The 260-nt window shown below is 42.3% G+C and carries 1 pseudogene; it reads right to left on the bottom strand.

From position 1 onward, the window contains the following. Positions 1 to 8 precede the first annotated feature (8 nt). Positions 9 to 260, bottom strand: a pseudogene (locus AB4512_RS25050) (hypothetical protein); the annotation flags it as partial.

Below are 260 nucleotides of genomic sequence, written 5' to 3'. Positions count from 1 at the left end.
CTAATAGGTTATGTGATTTGCATATTTTGTGTACAAAGAAACGCAAGCGCAGCTTGTAGAGCTATTGACGGTGAACCTTGGATTTTCTCAGCAAGCACGTTGTAGACTGTATTGGCATCAAAAAGAGTGATTTGAGGATAAAGTACGGGCTCTTTTAAGATCAAGCTAACTAGCTCTTCATGTGAGCAACCACCAGACTGTTTTAATTGCTTCAGCGCCGCGATTTGGATACCAATATAAGGGTGCTTTAGTCGCCCGAG

The sequence above is a fragment of the Vibrio sp. 10N.222.52.B7 genome, assembly GCF_041474275.1.
GTDB lineage: Bacteria > Pseudomonadota > Gammaproteobacteria > Enterobacterales > Vibrionaceae > Vibrio > Vibrio crassostreae_C.
This window is presented reverse-complemented; position numbering and strand designations above follow the sequence as displayed.